The sequence below is a fragment of the Arthrobacter pascens genome (assembly GCF_030816475.1).
Classification (GTDB): domain Bacteria; phylum Actinomycetota; class Actinomycetes; order Actinomycetales; family Micrococcaceae; genus Arthrobacter; species Arthrobacter pascens_B.
Genome location: NZ_JAUSXF010000001.1, coordinates 4227247 through 4243336 on the forward strand (window position 1 = coordinate 4227247; position 16090 = coordinate 4243336).

Genomic DNA, 16090 nt, shown 5'->3' on the forward strand with positions numbered 1-16090 from the left:
ACGCGATTTGATCACGCTGCTGTGCCAGAGAGACGAGCGGGCCGCACCCTCTATGAGGGTACGGCCCGCTCCTAGCGTTACGTCAGACGACGATCAGTCGAAGCCGTGGCAGTAGACCTTGCGGATGGTCTCAGTGACCTCCCAGCGGCCCGACCAGCCCTTGGGCTGCACGACAACGTCGCCGGCAGAGACCTCATAGACGTTGCCGGTGTCGCCATCCGTGACGGTCACGCGGCCGCTCACGATGTAGCACACCTCGGTATCCTCCCGGGGGGTGATGTTCCAGCCCCCGGGCTGGCACTCCCAGACGCCGGTCTTGACGGCGGTGTCGAACTTCAGGATTGCCGTCTTGGGGTCACCTGAGTCATAGCCGGCGCGGTGTCCGTTAGGCTCGAGCTCGCCCTGAATCTTAGCTGCAGGGACGAATACGTATGGACGCATGATTTTCCTTCCACTGGGTTGTGAATTGTTGACAATCCTACTTGATTGATCAGTGGGCGTCCATCGCACACCACATCCCCGTCGTCGCTAATCATGCTGTCATTTACAACGACGTAAACCTGCTCCTTCTCGCCAAAACGCCACAGCGAGTAGTCCCCGTTGTTTTAACGCAGGACGATGCAGTTGTGCCGTTCCAGGTCCCTGATGCTCTGCAGCGGGGGGCACCGTCAAAAGTAGCTGGGCCCCGCGCACACAATCCGACGGTTCCGTGCCAGGAGTTTAGCCTTGAGTCGGGAGTCAGAAAGCCCTCCGACCCGAATGGCGATGTCAAAACTCGTCCCCAAGATGTTCAAAGGCAGCGGAGAAAGCTCCAGGTCTATCTGGATGAACGGATGCTGCCCGACGAACTCCCCCAGCAGAGGAGCAGTGTGCTTATGGCCAATCCGCAGGCTGGAATGCACAGTAATGCGCCCCTTGAGCTCACCGTGCTGCATAGACAACGCTTCTTCGAGATCAGTTTTCTGCTGCAGGATGGTCAAGGCGCCTGTCGCATAGAGCTGCCCTTCTTCGATGAGGTCAGCCGACGGGTGCTGCGCCGGACCAGTGGTACGCCCAGCCGCGATTCGAGCGCGGCAAGGCGTTTGCTCACCGCTGACACCGACTTTCCCCAGTTCCTAGCCGCCTCAGTATGGCTCTAGGAACGGGAAATCTGTTCAAAAAAACTAGACAATGGCCTTGACTAGCGTTCGAAGCAACGCCTCACCTGTTTGGTTCAACTCAGACCTGTTGCGACGTTTGTGAGAAACCGCCCTGCCCCCATTGGCGTGCAACCCGTTCTTGTGAGACCAACTCTGCACACTGAATGAAGGGGTTACCGGTATCGCTCTGATGGGCTTGCGCTTTTGCTCTTGACGCGATGCCAGGCCCTGAGGAGCATCGGTTTAATATTGGCGGCCGGCTCCTGGACGTCCGGTTGTCCACCTCCAGGCAGGAGCGTGATCAGATGCCGGGCACGCGTATTCAGGTGACCTCTTTCCCAAGCGCTGCCATCGTTGTCGCCTTCGTCCTGAGTGCCCTGCTCAGCGGCTGTACCCAGGAACCGCGGCCACCGGCACCGGCCACTCCTTCAGAGGGCTCTTTCGTTGCAGTTCTTGAGCGGTTCAGCAAGCGAATGCTCGATATCGGGGCGCCGGCTGTCCTCATTCAAGCCAGGGTCAACGGTGAGGTATGGTCGCTGGCCAGCGGGGTACGAAGCCTTGAGAGTCAGGCCAAGGCGCAGATCACTGATCAGTTCGAAATCGGCAGTGTCACCAAATCCATGGTGGCCGTGTCCGTTTTGAAGCTGGTCGAAGAGGGCACGCTCAAACTCGATGATCCGGTCGGACGGCACCTCGCGGAGTTCGAAACTCTAATGCATCCGCCGCAACCCGTCACGATAGGACAATTGCTAAGGCACGAGTCCGGCATTCCCACCTACGACCAAGCGCTCTTCGCCGGGAAACCGCTGCGGGAGGCGCTGACCACCCCGCTCTCGCTCGAAGAGCACCTGGCCCTGGCCGCCAGATTGCCGTGGAAGCCGAATCCTGCCCAGGGTTTTGAGTACTCCAACTCAGGCTACATAGCCCTTGGCCTCATCGTTGAGCACCTTAGGGGCAGAAGCCTCGGCCACGTCCTGCATACCGACATCATGGAAGCGCTGGGGCTAACCGGCACCCGGCTCATCACCCCGGGGCCTGCCCCGGAGTCCATGATCCATGGCTACATCACCATCGACGACGACAAAGTGGATGTCACCAACCCCGGCGAGCTCATTGGCAACGCGGCAGGTGGCGTCGTCTCCACCGTGGGCGACTTGAACACCTCTACTCCGCACTTTTGAGCGGCAGGCTCCTCAAGCCCGAAACAGTCGACGATATGCAAGCATCCGGAAACGGCTTCTACGGGGCCGGACTTTACCGGTGGAGCGATTCCTGTACCAATGACTTCTACTACGGTCATAGCGGGGACTGGGCCGGATACGGGACCATCGCCATGATCAGTGCCGATGGCAAGCGCCAGGTCGCAATGATGCTCACTTATCCGCCCGGGCCGTTCAACATCGCGGCCCACATGTCCAGCAACCCCTTTGCCCTGGACATCATCGGCGCGGCACAAGAGGCACTCGACAGAACCTGCTAGGCCCCCTTCCGGCTTGTCTCCCGGTCCCCCAAGTTGCCTCGAGGTGTAGCCATCATGCATCTGATGCAATTGCGCAACTTCGGCGCATTGTCGCCGCCACCCTGTACACTCAAAGAATCGAACATATATTCGAATAAGGGTGTGTTGTGGGCGTTGTTATCGGTCCCCGTGTGATAAATGCGGGCCTCTCCCTGCGGCTGGTGCTGGTTTCGCCCGTTGCGGTTGCCGCCGGCTACCCGTCGCCCGCCCAGGACTACTTTGACGGCCGCATCGACCTGAATGAACACCTCATCAAGGACATCACCAGCACCTTCGTTGTCCGCGTCACCGGCGACTCGATGGAACGGGCAGGAATCAGCGACGGCGATGAACTCATCGTCAACCGGGCACTGGAACCCAGGGACGGCTCCGTGGTCATCGCCGTCCTGGACGGCGAACTCACCGTCAAGCGGCTGCGGATCACTGCCACCGGGGTCGTGCTGCAGGCAGAAAACCCTCGGTACCCGGACATCTGCGTACCCGGCCTCAGCGAGCTGACCATCTGGGGCGTGGCCACCACCTGCCTGCACCATGTCTAGCATCCGGCATTGCATCCAGCGTCAGCGTGAGGGCGCACGTTCAGAGGAGACGCACCATGCGGATCTCGCGCACGCCGTCGTACACAGCCACGGTCCCGTCGGCTACAAACCCGTGCTTGCGGTAGAACGCCTGCGCCCTGGGATTCGGATCGGCCACCCAGAGCGCCACCGAATCGTGCGGGTCGACGACGGCATCGAGCAGGGCGGCCCCGGCGCCTGTCCCGTGCTCAGCCGCGACGACGTACAGAACATAAAGGTGCGTGTCCCACTGCAACTCGAAGGCCTGCGGGGGCCCCGCCATGGCGATCCCGATCAGCTCGCCGTCACGTTCCGCCACAGCAACGCGGTTCGCGCGATAGCGCTCGTCACTGAGTACGGTGGTCCAGAACCGCTCCCGGACGGCGGGCAATTCCAGGTCGTCGAGGACGCGGTCCGCCATCACCCCGCGGTACGTCTACGCCACGACCTCACGTTTACGCGGGCCATCTCTGCAGCATCACCGGCATGAGCTTGCCGAACTGTCACAGGGATATCCATGGTCAAAACCATACCGAGAGCGGCGGCCGGTCCGATGTCTAAGCCGGCGCTGATGCGGCAGATGCAGGAAATCGCCCTCGTGGACGTGAACTGTTTTTACGCCAGTGTGGAGCGCGTATTTGATCCGTCCCTGGAGGGTAAGCCACTGGTTGTATTGTCCAACAACGACGGCTGTGCGGTCACACGTTCTCCCGAAGCCAAGCGCCTCGGCATCGGGGTTGGGGAGCCGTGGTTCAAGATCGCGCCCCGGGCGAGGGAATGGGGGCTGATTGCACGCTCCAGCAATTACGAGCTCTATGGGGACATCAGTGCTCGGGTGATGGAACTCCTGGGCCGGTACTCCGCGTGGGTGGAGGTCTACAGCATCGACGAGGCTTTCCTCGGGGTCAAAGGCTCCCCCGCCGAGCTGCTCCAGCTGGGCAGGGACATGAAGACGGCGGCCGCCAGAAATGTGGGAGTCCCCGTCTGTGTGGGGATTGCCCGGACCAAGACACTGGCAAAGCTGGCGAACAAGTGGGCCAAGCACAACAGCACGTTCGACGGCGTCTGCCGCTGGGACTCGGTTCCCGCAGACCGGCGGGAGGCACTCATGGCGGGCCTGTCCGTCGTCGAACTCTGGGGAGTGGCCACGCGCCTTACCAAGCGCCTGGATGCGATAGGTATCCACTCCGTGCTGGACCTCAGCCGGGCAGATCCGGTGCGGATCCGGGACAAATTTTCGGTCGTGCTCATGCGGACTGTCCTGGAACTGCAGGGCACGCCCTGCATCCCCATGGAGGAGGAACGCGTTGGCCGGGATCAGCTGATCTTCTCGCGTTCGTTCTCCACCCCTATCACCACCGCCGCCGAATTGCGCCAGGTCCTGAGCGTCTACGGCCAGCAGGCCAGCGCGCGGCTCGCCAAACACCACCTCCAGGCCAAGGTCCTCACGGCTTTCGCCGGCACGTCCCATTACAACCAGCGGGACACCTCCTACCCTTCCGTCTGTGTCCCCCTTCCCATGCCCACAGCCGACCCGGTCATCCTGACCAAGGCAGCCCATGCCCTGCTGCCCGCCATCCACGAAGGCGTGAAGTATGCCCGTGCCGGGATCATGGTTACGGACCTGCGGCCCACCGGAAACCAAAAACCCCTGGAACTATTCGAAAACCCGCACGAGGAACGCAACATCGGACCGCTCATGGAAGATATCGCCCGCCGCTACGGCCGCGGCTCCATCGGGCTTGGCTATGCAGGGATCCGCGGCGGACCGGACTGGAGCATGAAGCGCGGCATGCGATCCCCGCGCTACACCACCCACTGGGATGAGCTCCCCCTGGTCAAAGCCGCGTGATAGCCCGGAGCCGCAGGAAGTTTGATTCTGCTGCGGGCTTTGGCCCTTGAGATGCGGTTCGAGCGTCGATTCGCGGAGCCGGGATTGGAGGTCACCACACCCACGGCACGAACTCGCCCCTTATGGAGCGGCCTGGCGTCAAACCAGTTCTGACAACGGGACGCCGCGGGAGTATTCTCAATCCCAGTGACTCTTCAATCTTCTTCGTGACCCAGCCATCCCGCCGCAGCTGCCTCCCGCTCCGCTGGCTTTCTTTTCCATGCCTTCACTCCTGAATTTCAGTCAGGAGTGGTGATTCCGCGTGCCCTCAAGGGGAACTCCTGAAGGAGTTCCCCCTCTCCCCGCACACTCATCGGAACCATCTTTGGGAGAACCCTTGGACACCACCGCTATACCCCGGACGGGGACAAGCCCGGCCCCTGATCGGGAGACCCTTCGCCCTGACTGCAGCAACTGCTTTGCGCTGTGCTGCACGGCCTTCGGCTTCTCACGCTCGGCAGACTTCGCCATCGACAAACCTGCGGGCAGCCCCTGTAAGAACCTGGACCAGGACTTTTCCTGCACCATCCACGACCGGCTGCGTCCCAGGGGGTTCCGCGGCTGCACCGTGTTTGACTGCTTCGGGGCCGGACAGGCGGTTTCCCAGCAGCTTTTCGGAGGCATCAGCTGGCGTGACGCGCCAGACTCCCGGGTGGACATGTTCGCCGCATTCAAAGTCATGCGGCAGCTACACGAGTTGCTGTGGCACCTGGCCGAGACGCAGGAAAAGACGTTAGACGCCGACATCGCCCAGGAGGCGAACGAGCTGCAGTTGGTTATCGGGGACCTTGTCCGCGGTCCCCTGTCCGGGCTGCTCGCCTGCGACGTGGACACCATCCACTCAAGGGTCAGGACGATACTCATGGATGTTAGTGAGGAAGTCCGCGGAGGCTACTTCGCGGAAGGCGCCGACCAGGCGGGTGCCGCCCTCAAGCCCGGCGCCGATCTGGCCGGAGCGAACCTCAGCGCCCGCAAGCTGTGCGGAGCGGACTTGCGCGGATCCTGCCTCATCGCCGTCGATCTCCGTGGCAGTGACCTCTCCGCGGCGGACCTGCTGGGCGCGGACCTTCGGGATGCACAGCTCGACGGCGCGGACCTGTCTGCCGCACTCTTCGTCACCCAGCCACAAATCAACTCCGCCCGGGGCAGCAGCGGGACGCTCCTGCCGCCGGGACTGTCCGTGCCACAGCACTGGAAGGAGGAGTAAGGGCGGGCGGGAAGCACTGCGGGAACGTTCAGTTGGGCCAGCAGCGGCGCCAACTGGACGTTCGCGCCTACTCGCCGGGAAAGCGGTACAGCTGGGCACCGTGCGCGGGGAGCTTCACTTCGAGGGCGGGCAGGCCGTCCTGGAGGCCGATTGCGGGCTCATCCCCGCTCCAGGCCTCCCGTACCCGGCGAGCGAAACCGTTAGGCACTCCCAGGTCTCCCACCGGAAGTGTCCGGACCAGGTCAGCCGGCCCGGTATTGAACACCGCGACAAAACGGTCCTCCGACGTCGTACTCTGCGCCCCCCAGACCACCAGGTCCCCTTCGCGCAGCAATTCACGGTTGTTGCGGCTTGCGTTGAGTACGTCGAGCAAGTCGCGGTTAGTCAGGAGCGGAAGCGTTTCCGGTGGCGACGACGGCAGGTCGCAGCCGAGCATCAGCGGCGAACGCGAGACGCACCACAGCGTCATCATGGTCCGCTGCTCATCCATGGTCAGCCGGCTCAGCCGGGCGGTGCCGCGTTCGGCCCTCAAGGCGATCCGCCCGACGGGGAGCATGTCGGCGTCAGCCCAGGCGCCCGCCTGCTGGTGGGGAGCCCAGCGGGCCATCCGTGCGAACTGCGCCTCCACGTCCTCCCACACATCCCAGAGGTCGTCGGAAACGCGCCACATCTGGGCATTGTGGCGGAGGTGGTCCAGATGCCCGAGGGAGAGCGCGCGGCCCGGTGACAGGCTGAGCACGATGTCGCGCCCGGAGTTGGAAATCGCCTGCCGGTAGGCTGCGATCTCGTCCGCGAAATAGGGACCCAGCATGTCATCGGCCTTGACGAAGTCCACGCCCCATTCCGCAAAGAGCCGGAGCTGGGAGTCGTAATAGGCCCGGGCGGCGGGATGCTGATGGTCCAGCCCGAAGTTGTCGGTGTTCCAATCACAGACGGACGACTGGTCGGCGATCTGATCCGCTGTGAAGTCTGTGCCTTCTACCGGCAGCCTGTCCCTGACTGCCTGGCGCGGAATGCCACGCATGATGTGCAGTCCGAACTTGAGGCCGAGGGCGTGAACGCGCTCGGCGAGGGGGCCAAACCCCGCGCCGCCCGCAGCCGAGGGGAACCTGTTGATGGCAGGCAACTGCCGGCCGAAGCCGTCCAGTTCCAGCGCCGCGCCGTCGTTGTAGCCGCCTGCCCGCGCCGCGGGTTCGTACCACTGGATATCCACCACTACGGTGTCCCAGCCGTAAGGCAGGAGGTGTTCTGCCATGAAAGAGGCGTTGGCCAGCACCTCCTCCTCCGTGACCGTGGTCCCGTAGCAGTCCCAGCTGTTCCAGCCCATCGGCGGTGTCATGGCGAATGTCATCGGGTAAATTTACAACGATATAGAGACGCGCGCCACCCCTTCCAATTGGAACCCGGAAGCGATGCCCGCGAGCTGGAAGCGCCTTGACAGCCACTGTGTGAGCGCTCACGATTTATGGAGCAAATCCACCCCACCGGGAAAGTCGATTTAATGCAGAACTGGGCAGGAAACCTCCATTACTCCTCCGCTGAGGTCCGCCGTCCTCGCTCTGTCGATGAGCTCGCCGGTATTGTCTCCGCGGCCGGCCGGGTCAAGGCTTTGGGTTCGCGGCATTCCTTTAATCGCGTGGGCGATACCGACGGCGTCCACGTCCTCCTTGACGGCCTGCCGCAGGAGATCGAACTGGATTCCGAGCGGCAAACTGTCCGGGTCAGCGGCGGTATCAGCTATGGCGTGCTGTGCCGCAGGCTGGAAGAGTCCGGCGTCGCCATCCACAACCTGGCATCCCTGCCGCACATCTCGGTGGCCGGAGCCATCCAGACCGGCACCCACGGTTCGGGGGTGGACAATACGTCCCTCGCCGGCGCCGTCGAACGCATTGAACTGGTCCGGCCCTCCGGCGAGCAGGTGTCCCTGTCCCGCGAAGACGGTGACGTGTTCCTGGCCAGTGTGGTGGGTCTTGGTGCCATGGGCATCGTGACAGGCCTGGAACTGTCCGTCCGGCCCAGCTACCGGATGCGGCAGCGGGTTCTGGAAAATCTCCCGTGGGAGAGTGCCCTGGAGAACTTCACCGCCATCGCCTCTGCCGCATACAGCGTCAGCCTCTTTACCGACTATGCCGGGGACACCGTCAGCCAGGTCTGGCTGAAAGCGCTTGATTCCGAGCCGGCCCTCACTGACCTCTTTGGCGCCACACCGGCCGTGGAGGCGCGGCACCCCCTCCCCGGAATGTCAGCCGAGAACTGCACCCCGCAACTGGACGAAGCCGGTTTGTGGCTGGACCGCCTGCCGCATTTCCGGCACGAGTTCACTCCGAGCAACGGCGAAGAACTGCAGAGCGAATTCATCCTGCCGCTGGAACACGCACCGGCGGCGTTGCAGGCAGTCCGCACCTTGGCGGACAAGGTGGCGCCCCTCCTGTTTGTCTCGGAGATCCGTACGGGCGCGGCGGATGAGTTCTGGCTCAGTCCGTTCTACCGCCAGCAGAGCGTTGCCCTGCATTTCACCTGGAAGCCGTTGCAGGCCCAGGTGGAAGCTGTCCTCCCGGAAATAGAGGACTTGCTGCGCCCGTTCGGCGCCCGGCCGCACTGGGGCAAGCTGTTCACCCCTGCCAGTCACGACTGGGAATCCCTGTATCCCCGGTTCGCCGCCTTCCGTTCCCTGGCGTCGGCCTATGACCCGGACGGGAAGTTCCGCAACGGCCTGCTGGACAGCATCCTGGGTGTTCCTGCCGCGAGCGCCCGCTAGCAGCCCCAGTCCCCTGGTGCCCGCCGATCAGCGGGTCAGCCGATCAGCGCCAGCACCGCGCCGGCGCTTACTATGCCGCCGGCCTCTGCCCGGATCCCGGTCAGCGTGCCGCCGCGGTGGGCGGCGACCTGGGTTTCCATTTTCATCGCTTCAAGAACGACGACGGCGTCCCCCGCCGCTACCTCGGCGCCCGGCGGAACCAGCCATTTCACCACCGTTCCGGCCATGTCAGCACGCAACTCACCAGGGTCAGCAGCGTCCGGGACGGCTCCGCCGCCGGGCGTTGCATCCAGGTCCACATCGGCAGGAACGGCACGCCCGGACCGGGCCCAGCCATCCAGCAGCGCGGCGGGAAGCCCGACGGCGAGCCGCCGGCCGTCCAGATCAACGGTGATGGTGCGCCGCTCGCCATCCGGAGCTGACGTGCCGAACCCCGGGTCCGCCAGGACCTGGCCGGCGAAATCGGTCTCGATCCAGCGGGTATGGACGCCGAGCGCGGTTTCCGACGTGAAGTCCGGCGCCTGAACCACGGCCCGGTGGAACGGGAGGACGGTGGCCACTCCGGTGATCTCCATTTCAGCCAGGGCGCGCCGGGCCCGGCGCAGCGCCTGCTGGCGGTCGGCGCCGGTGACGATCAGCTTCGCCAGCAGCGAATCAAACTGCGGTGCGACGAAGGACCCCGCCCGGACGCCCGAGTCGAGGCGGACGCCGGGGCCGGTGGGCCCGTGGAATGTGGCAATGGTGCCCGGTGACGGCAGGAAGCCTCGGCCCACGTCCTCGGCGTTGAGCCGAAACTCGAAGGAATGGCCGCTCGGTACAGGATCTGCCGTGAAGCGCAACGGTTCACCGGCAGCTATCCTCAGCTGCTCCTGCACCAGGTCGATTCCGGTGGTCTCCTCAGTAATCGGATGCTCCACCTGCAGGCGCGTGTTCACTTCCAGGAACGCCACGGTGCCGTCCGCCGCCACCAGGAACTCCACGGTGCCCGCCCCCGAATAGGAGGCTTCCCGGCACACCGCCTTGGCGGCCGCGTAGATCTGCCGGGTCTGCTGATCGCTGAGGAACGGTGCAGGAGCCTCCTCCACCAGCTTTTGATGGCGGCGCTGCAGGGAGCAGTCGCGGGTTCCCACCACCACCACATTCCCGTGCTGGTCCGCCAGGACCTGGGCCTCCACGTGCCGGGGACGGTCCAGGTAGCGCTCCACGAAGCATTCACCGCGGCCGAAGGCCGCCACAGCTTCCCGGACCGCGGAGTCGAAGGACTCCTCGATCTGGTCCAGCTCCCGGACCACCTTGAGGCCGCGGCCGCCGCCGCCGAATGCGGCTTTGATAGCAATCGGCAGACCGTGCTCTTCAGCAAAAGTGCGGGCTTCGGCGGCGGAGGCCACCGGGCCGTCACTGCCCGCCACGAGCGGCGCCCCAGCCCGGACAGCGATCTCCCGGGCGGTGATTTTGTTGCCCAGTTGCCGGATGGCTTCAGGCTTAGGGCCGATCCAGGTCAGGCCGGCGTCCAGGACGGCCTGAGCAAACCCTGCGTTCTCGGACAGGAAGCCATAGCCGGGATGAACGGCGTCGGCCCCGGACTCAACCGCGACCCGCAGCAGTTTGGCGATGTCGAGGTACGTTTCAGACGGCGAGTTGCCGCGGAGGCTGTATGCCTCGCTGGCTGCCGCCACGTGCATGGCGTCCGCGTCAACATCCGCATATACCGCGACGGATTCCAGCCCTGCGTCATCACAGGCACGGGCGATACGGACGGCGATTTCTCCGCGGTTGGCGATCAGGACCTTGCGCATCAGTTACTCACTTTTCTGGGGAGGATTGTCGGGAAGGTGGGAAGGCATCCGGCGGCCGGGACACGCACCGGAACCGGAGGTGCCCGCCGATGGGGACCTGGGCTGCGATACCCAGCTGGTGCTCCACCACCACCCCGATCACGGGGTAGCCGCCGGTAATCGGATGATCGGCAAGGAACAGTACTGGCTGGCCTTCCGGCGGGATCTGGATGGCACCCGCCACCGTTCCCTCGCTGGGAAGCTCGCCGTCGCGGCTTCGGCGGATCGGCTCACCCGACAGGCGCATGCCCACCCGGTTGGAGCGCGGGGTCACCTCCCAGTCCTGGCCGCAAAGGGCTGCCAGGGCGGCCGGGTCGAACCAGTCGTCGCGCGGGCCGGGCACGATGTCCAGCACGGTGACGCCGGTGTCCGGGTACTCGGGCTGCAGTTCCGGATCCCCCACCACGTTCGAGGCGGCGGTCCTGCCGGCGGCGAGTACCTGGCCGGCCGTCAGGGGTGGCGGGCCGAGGCCGGACATTGTGTCGGTGGAGCGGCTGCCGAGTGTGCTGCCCGTATCCACCCCGCCGCGGATGGCAAGGTAGGTGCGGAACCCGCGTTCAGGAGCCCCAATCGTCAGGATCTCACCATCCAGCAGGGCAAACGCGGTAGCCATGGGCACAGTGCGCAGGCTGTCGTTTTCTGAAGCAGTGCCGTCATTCTCCGGGGGCCCCACCACACTCAGTGGCGACGGCGCGCCGGTCACTGCCAGCACCTGGTCCCCCACGGCCTGCACGCGCAGCCCGCCGGCGGCACTTTCGACGACGGCGGCAGCCGGCAGGTTGCCCACGATCCGGTTCGCGCGCCTCAGGGAGGCGCGGTCAAGGGCGCCGGAGGGGGAGACTCCAAGTCCTGCATGGCCGGGGCGGCCCAGATCCTGGACCAGGCTCTGAAGTCCCGGGGACAGGACCCGGAGGCCGGACTGCGGCTGCGGCTCCTGCTGCGGGTGTTGCTCCGGCTGCGGCTGCGGCTGCGGACCGAGTTCAGGCATGTCGGGCTCGGCGGCCGGATGCTCTGTCGCGGCAAGCTCAACGGACTCCCGCACGGCCCTGAACTGCACTCGGTCCCCCGGCACGGCAAGGGCAGGCTGCTCCCGGTCCAGGTCCCACATGCGCGCAGCCGTCCGGCCGATCAACTGCCAGCCGCCTGGAGACTTCCGCGGGTACACCGCCGAGTAAGGGCCTGCAAGGGCCACTGCTCCGGCGGGAACTGCGGTCCGGGGCGAGCTTCGGCGCGGAACCTCGAGCAGCCGGTTCTCCCCTGCCATGTAGCCGAATCCCGGTGCGAAGCCGGCGAACGCCACCGTCCACACCTGCCCGGTATGGGCTGCTATTACGCCGTCAGTTCCCAAGCCGGTGAGCCGCCCCACTTCGTCGAGGTCCTCGCCGTCGTACACGGTCTCGATGACTACCAGCTTGCCTTCCGTGTGGGCCTGGACTGTCAGGTCCATCTCGAGCAGCATGCCGGCGATCCGCCGGGCCGCGGCGGGCGAGTCCGCCTTGACCATCACCGTTTCAGCGGCGGCCAGGACGTCCACCTGTCCGGGCAGCGGCTGCTCCAGCAGGAGTGCCTGCAGCGCCATCACATCGTGGAGCCCGGAGAGTTCGGCGAGTACCGCCGTCGTACCCACGGGCCGCACGGCAAGCACTTTGGCCGGCGCGGCGGGTGCGCGAACTGTGTCCATGGTGATCAGGCCGCGCCGCTCAGGCGTGGCTCTCCTGGCCGGTGGCTTCGCCGAGCAGGCGCAGGTCCTCTTCCGGCTGCGGGTCGCGGCCAAGGGCCAGCCCGATGATGGTCACCAGTGAGGCCGCCAGCAGGTAGACAGCTATCAGGTACCAGTTCCCGGACGCCGCGTACAGGGCGGTGAAGATCAGTGGCGCAACTGCACCGCCGATCACCCCTGCGAGGGTGTAGGCCAGCGAGCTGCCGGCGTAGCGAAGCCGGGCCGGGAACTGTTCGGTGATGTAGGCGGCCTGGGGCCCGTACATCAGGGCGTGGAATGCCAGTCCGATCACCACGCCTGCTGTCAGGACCACCTCAGACCTGCTTTGGATCATGATGAAGAACACAGGTATCCAGATAGCGGTTCCGGCGGCCGCGATGCCGTAGACCAGGCGGCGGTTGAAGCGGTCGGTGAGGGCGCCGGCGGCCGGGATCAGGAACAGCTGGAAGGCGGAACCGATCAGGATGGCGGCCAGCACGTTGCCGGTGGTCATGCCCAGTTGCTTGGTGGCGTACACCGCGACAAACACCGTGAACAGGGCGTAGAGCACGTCGGGGCAGACGCGGGACAGGGCAGCGGAAATCAGGGCCCGGGGTTCCTTGCGGAACACTTCGGTAATCGGCGCTTTCGGCCGGTCGCCGTGGGCGGCGATGGCCTTGAAGACCGGGGTTTCCTCCAGCTTGAGCCGGATGAGCAGGCCAAAGACCACCAGCAAAGCCGAGGAGAGGAACGCCACCCGCCAGCCCCAGGACAGGAAGGCCTCGTTGCTCAGGGATGCGGCCAGGATGGCGAGGACGCCGTTGGCCATCAGATTGCCTGCGGGCGGGCCGATCTGGGCGGCCGAGGACCAGAAGCCGCGCTTGGTCGGATCACCGAATTCGCTGGAAAGCAGCACCGCGCCGCCCCATTCACCGCCGACGCCGATGCCCTGGGCCAGGCGCAGCAGCACCAGGACAACAGGGGCGGCGATGCCGATGACCGAGTAGTCGGGCAGCGCACCGATCAGGAAGGTCGCCACGCCGATAAGCATCAGCGTGACCACCAGGACCTTTTTGCGTCCGATCCTGTCACCGAGGCGGCCGAACACCACCCCGCCGATGGGGCGGGCCAGGTAACCGACGGCGAAGGCCGAGAACGAAAGCAGAAGCCCGACGAATTCGTCATTGTTGGGGAAGAAGACCTTGGGGAACACCAGTGCCGAGGCGACGGAGTAGATAGCGAAGTCGTAGTACTCAAGGGACGTGCCGGTCAGGCTGGCGATGTACGCCTTGAGGGCACCGGCAGGCAGCTTCCTTGCTGTTGCCGGTGCTGGGGATGAAGCGGTCATGCTGTCCTCCGGGAGGGGTGAGGTGGTGCCTGGATGGGAGAGTCAATGCGGATGGAACGGGGCAGGGCAGGATTTTGGCGGGTCAGACGAAAGCGGAGACGGTGACTCCGGCCCCCGCCAGGGCGGCCTTCGCGGCGGTAGCCATGGCCACCGCTCCAGGGGAATCACCATGGACGCAGATGCTTTCCGCCTGGATCTTCAGGAGGGAGCCGTCGACGGCGCGGACGGACGATTCTGTGGCCATCCTCAGCACCTGTTCAGCAACGTCGGCCGGGTTTTCTAACACGGCCCCGGGCTGTGACCGGGACACCAGGGTCCCGTCCGGGTTGTAGGCCCGGTCCGCGAAGGCTTCTGGAACAGCCCGTAGTCCGGCGGCTGCCGCAAGGCGAAGCACCTCCGAGCCCGGCAGGCCAAGGATGGGAAGGCCCGGATCCACCGCCCTGACGGCGTCAACTACCGCCTGGGCCTGCCCCGTGTGGTGCACTATCGCGTTGTAGAGTCCGCCATGCGGTTTCACATACCGGACCCGGGCGCCCTCTGCTGCCGCCAGTGCCTGGAGCGCACCCAGCTGGTAAACGACGTCGTCGGCCAGTTCAACGGGGGCAACGTCCAGGAAGCGGCGGCCAAAGCCCGCCAGGTCCCGGTAGCCCACGTGGGCGCCGACGGCGACGTTGGCTGCAGCGGCGTCACGGCATGTCCTGCGGATCACGCCGGGATCGCCGGCGTGGAAGCCGCAGGCCACGTTGGCGCTGCTGACGGACCGGAGAATGGCCGCGTCGTCGCCGAGGGTCCAGCGTCCGAAGGATTCGCCGACGTCGCTGTTCAGGTCGATGCTTGCCATTTGTGATCCTCATCTCATTGATGTGCCTTACTAAGCATGCACCAAAAATTGCGATTGTTCAACGATTCTGCGATTCAACAATGTGACGATCGTGTAAATTCTGCAGTATGGCCCGTTCAGACGCAGATATCCGCCCTCCCCGTTCCCTTCCGGAGAGCGAAGTACAACACAGCGGTCCAGGGCTTGCTGAAAGCGGTTTGGCGGGGCGGGCCCGGGCCGGGCGATTGCGGGTGGCGGTTCCGTCCGTGGCAGAGCGGGTCGCCGTTGAGCTCCGCCTGCAACTGGCGGAGGGCAGGTTGCTGCCGGGCACACGCCTGACCGAATCCACCATCGCGGAGGATCTCGGGGTGTCCCGCAACACGGTCCGCGAGGCCTTTGCCGAACTGGCCAGCGAGCGGCTGGTTGTCCGGCACCCGAACAGAGGTGTCTTCGTGGCCAGCCTCGGCGCCGGTGACATTCACGATGTCTACACCGTTCGCCGCGCCATCGAAGTCAGTGCCATCCGCGGCGGGGGGACTCCGGAACGCATTGAAGCCGTCCGGGCCGCCGTAAATGAAGGCAAACGTGCTTTGGCAGCCGGCGACGAGGAGGCTCTTGGCACGGCCAACCAGCATTTCCACGGCGCCATTGTGGCCCTGGCCGGCAGCAGGCGGCTCAACAGCATCATGGCCCAGGTCCTTGCCGAAATGCGCCTGTTTTTCCACAAGGCCACTGTGGACGGGCAGTTCTACCGGCACTACCTCCAGGACAACGAGGTCATCTGCCAGGCCCTGGAAGCAGGAGACCTGGACCGCGCCGCCCGGCTCCTGCTGGAGTACCTGGACCGCTCCGAGGACAACCTGGCTGCCGTCCACGGCGAAACGGATGACTCATAACTGAACCGTTAGGCTGGAAGGATGAACCGACGTCTTGCCGTCCTGTCCGCAGTCCCCCTCATGCTCCTGCTGGCCGCCTGTGGTTCTGTCCAGGATTCTACTGAAAAGGTGCCGGATGACGCCGCGTCCAAAGCGGCCAGGTCGGCCGCAGATCAAGTGAAGAGCCAGGTGTGCACCATCGTCCAGGACGGGGTGGTCAGCGTTGAAGAAAAGGCGCTGCTCGGCGGACTGGTATCCGCGTCTAAAACGGCCGGTGTCCCTTCCGAAATTGCGACGCCGCTGGGCCAGATTGCCGCATCACCCGACCAGGTGCCAGCCGAATCCGTGACGGCGCTGCAGCAGGCCTGCTCGCCGTAGGGACCCGTAGCGGCTGCGGATTTCCGGGCGATTTACTCCATCTTCAAGGGGCCTGGTTCTACGT

At 65.1% G+C, this 16090-nt stretch carries 17 protein-coding genes; 9 read left to right on the forward strand and 8 right to left on the reverse strand.

Annotated features, from left to right (window positions below):
• Positions 1-93: 93 nt before the first annotated feature.
• Both QFZ40_RS19475 and QFZ40_RS19480 read right to left on the reverse strand, forming a co-directional pair.
• Positions 94-441 (reverse strand): cupin domain-containing protein, encoded by a 348-nt coding sequence (locus QFZ40_RS19475; RefSeq protein ID WP_306906436.1) that lies wholly within the window; start codon positions 439-441, stop codon positions 94-96.
• A 227-nt stretch (positions 442-668) separates the two neighbouring features.
• On the reverse strand, positions 669-935 hold the full coding sequence (locus QFZ40_RS19480) for a LysR substrate-binding domain-containing protein (RefSeq protein ID WP_306907003.1): 267 nt from the start codon (positions 933-935) through the stop codon (positions 669-671).
• On the opposite strand from QFZ40_RS19480, the gene QFZ40_RS21765 reads away from it, so the two are divergent.
• The 4 genes from QFZ40_RS21765 (at position 876) to QFZ40_RS19500 (ending at position 3197) form a co-directional block, all read left to right on the forward strand.
• Positions 876-1139 carry a hypothetical protein gene (locus QFZ40_RS21765; RefSeq protein ID WP_444861242.1) on the forward strand — a complete coding sequence of 88 codons (264 nt, stop codon included), beginning with the start codon at positions 876-878 and terminating at the stop codon, positions 1137-1139. The two genes, QFZ40_RS19480 and QFZ40_RS21765, sit on opposite strands and share 60 nt — an antisense overlap.
• 326 nt (positions 1140-1465) lie before the next feature.
• On the forward strand, positions 1466-2320 hold the full coding sequence (locus tag QFZ40_RS19490; RefSeq protein WP_306906439.1) for a serine hydrolase domain-containing protein: 855 nt from the start codon (positions 1466-1468) through the stop codon (positions 2318-2320).
• Positions 2321-2355: 35 nt separating this feature from the next.
• Positions 2356-2619, forward strand: coding sequence for a hypothetical protein (locus tag QFZ40_RS19495; RefSeq protein ID WP_306906441.1), 264 nt, complete (start codon positions 2356-2358; stop codon positions 2617-2619).
• A gap of 146 nt (positions 2620-2765) precedes the next feature.
• Positions 2766-3197: a LexA family protein gene (locus QFZ40_RS19500; RefSeq protein WP_306906442.1), complete on the forward strand. Its 432-nt coding sequence runs from the start codon at positions 2766-2768 to the stop codon at positions 3195-3197.
• Between the two features lie 40 nt (positions 3198-3237).
• Here QFZ40_RS19500 and QFZ40_RS19505 read toward each other — a convergent pair whose 3' ends face one another.
• Positions 3238-3636 carry a GNAT family N-acetyltransferase gene (locus QFZ40_RS19505; RefSeq protein WP_306906444.1) on the reverse strand — a complete coding sequence of 133 codons (399 nt, stop codon included), beginning with the start codon at positions 3634-3636 and terminating at the stop codon, positions 3238-3240.
• A 132-nt stretch (positions 3637-3768) separates the two neighbouring features.
• Between QFZ40_RS19505 and QFZ40_RS19510 the strand changes: the two genes are divergently transcribed.
• Entirely contained in the window at positions 3769-5067 is a 1299-nt protein-coding gene (locus QFZ40_RS19510; protein WP_306907004.1) for a Y-family DNA polymerase, read from the forward strand.
• A gap of 376 nt (positions 5068-5443) precedes the next feature.
• Positions 5444-6313 (forward strand): pentapeptide repeat-containing protein, encoded by an 870-nt coding sequence (locus tag QFZ40_RS19515; protein WP_306906445.1) that lies wholly within the window; start codon positions 5444-5446, stop codon positions 6311-6313.
• A 67-nt stretch (positions 6314-6380) separates the two neighbouring features.
• Here the strand turns inward: QFZ40_RS19515 and QFZ40_RS19520 are convergent, their stop codons facing one another.
• The gene (locus tag QFZ40_RS19520; protein ID WP_306906446.1) at positions 6381-7664 is read right to left on the reverse strand and encodes a glycoside hydrolase family 27 protein; all 1284 of its coding nucleotides are present in this window, start codon (positions 7662-7664) and stop codon (positions 6381-6383) included.
• Between the two features lie 150 nt (positions 7665-7814).
• Between QFZ40_RS19520 and QFZ40_RS19525 the strand changes: the two genes are divergently transcribed.
• Complete coding sequence (locus QFZ40_RS19525; RefSeq protein ID WP_306906448.1) at positions 7815-9071, forward strand: D-arabinono-1,4-lactone oxidase; 1257 nt, start codon at positions 7815-7817, stop codon at positions 9069-9071.
• Between the two features lie 35 nt (positions 9072-9106).
• Here the strand turns inward: QFZ40_RS19525 and QFZ40_RS19530 are convergent, their stop codons facing one another.
• The 4 genes from QFZ40_RS19530 to QFZ40_RS19545 form a co-directional block, all read right to left on the reverse strand.
• Positions 9107-10867, reverse strand: a complete 1761-nt coding sequence (locus tag QFZ40_RS19530; RefSeq protein ID WP_306906449.1) for an acetyl/propionyl/methylcrotonyl-CoA carboxylase subunit alpha — start codon at positions 10865-10867, stop codon at positions 9107-9109.
• A 7-nt stretch (positions 10868-10874) separates the two neighbouring features.
• Positions 10875-12587, reverse strand: a complete 1713-nt coding sequence (locus tag QFZ40_RS19535) for a carboxyltransferase domain-containing protein (RefSeq protein WP_306906450.1) — start codon at positions 12585-12587, stop codon at positions 10875-10877.
• A gap of 19 nt (positions 12588-12606) precedes the next feature.
• Positions 12607-13953 (reverse strand): MFS transporter, encoded by a 1347-nt coding sequence (locus tag QFZ40_RS19540; protein ID WP_306906453.1) that lies wholly within the window; start codon positions 13951-13953, stop codon positions 12607-12609.
• An 82-nt stretch (positions 13954-14035) separates the two neighbouring features.
• Positions 14036-14794, reverse strand: a complete 759-nt coding sequence (locus QFZ40_RS19545) for a LamB/YcsF family protein (RefSeq protein ID WP_306906454.1) — start codon at positions 14792-14794, stop codon at positions 14036-14038.
• A gap of 107 nt (positions 14795-14901) precedes the next feature.
• On the opposite strand from QFZ40_RS19545, the gene QFZ40_RS19550 reads away from it, so the two are divergent.
• Both QFZ40_RS19550 and QFZ40_RS19555 read left to right on the forward strand, forming a co-directional pair.
• The gene (locus tag QFZ40_RS19550) at positions 14902-15669 is read left to right on the forward strand and encodes a GntR family transcriptional regulator (protein WP_306906455.1); all 768 of its coding nucleotides are present in this window, start codon (positions 14902-14904) and stop codon (positions 15667-15669) included.
• 21 nt (positions 15670-15690) lie between these two features.
• Positions 15691-16026 carry a hypothetical protein gene (locus tag QFZ40_RS19555; protein ID WP_306906456.1) on the forward strand — a complete coding sequence of 112 codons (336 nt, stop codon included), beginning with the start codon at positions 15691-15693 and terminating at the stop codon, positions 16024-16026.
• The last annotated feature ends 64 nt before the right edge of the window (positions 16027-16090 follow it).